1 protein-coding gene is annotated in these 396 nt (G+C 60.6%); it reads right to left on the reverse strand.

What is annotated here, in order from left to right:
* Positions 1 to 396, reverse strand: a 396-nt coding sequence (locus JWG43_RS19130) for a 6-phosphofructokinase (RefSeq protein WP_205244483.1), incomplete at both ends; no start/stop codon positions are given.

Here is a 396-nt window from a genome sequence, read left to right on the forward strand (position 1 = left end):
TTCGATGTCCTTGGCCAGGGCATTGACGTCGGTGACGTGCTCACAGATGGTGATGATGGCGTGCTTCTTGCCTTTGGCTTCGCCTTCCTTGATCTGTTGCAGCAGCTTCTCTTTGTCAAACGCCACTTCCGGTACGATCACGTACTCGGCGCCACCGGCAACGGCGGCGGACATGGCCAGATCGCCACAGTGGCGGCCCATGATCTCGACCACGGAGATGCGGTGGTGGGAGCTGCAGGTGTCACGCAGACGGTCGATGGCGTCGACGACCACGTTCAGCGCGGTGTCAAAGCCGATGGTGAAGTCGGTACCGGCGATATCGTTGTCGATGGTGCCCGGCAGACCGATGCAGGGGAAACCCTCTTCGGTCAGCTTCTTGGCACCCATGTAGGAGCC

Source organism: Desulfobulbus alkaliphilus, assembly GCF_016918545.1.
Classification (GTDB): Bacteria; Desulfobacterota; Desulfobulbia; order Desulfobulbales; family Desulfobulbaceae; genus Desulfobulbus; species Desulfobulbus alkaliphilus.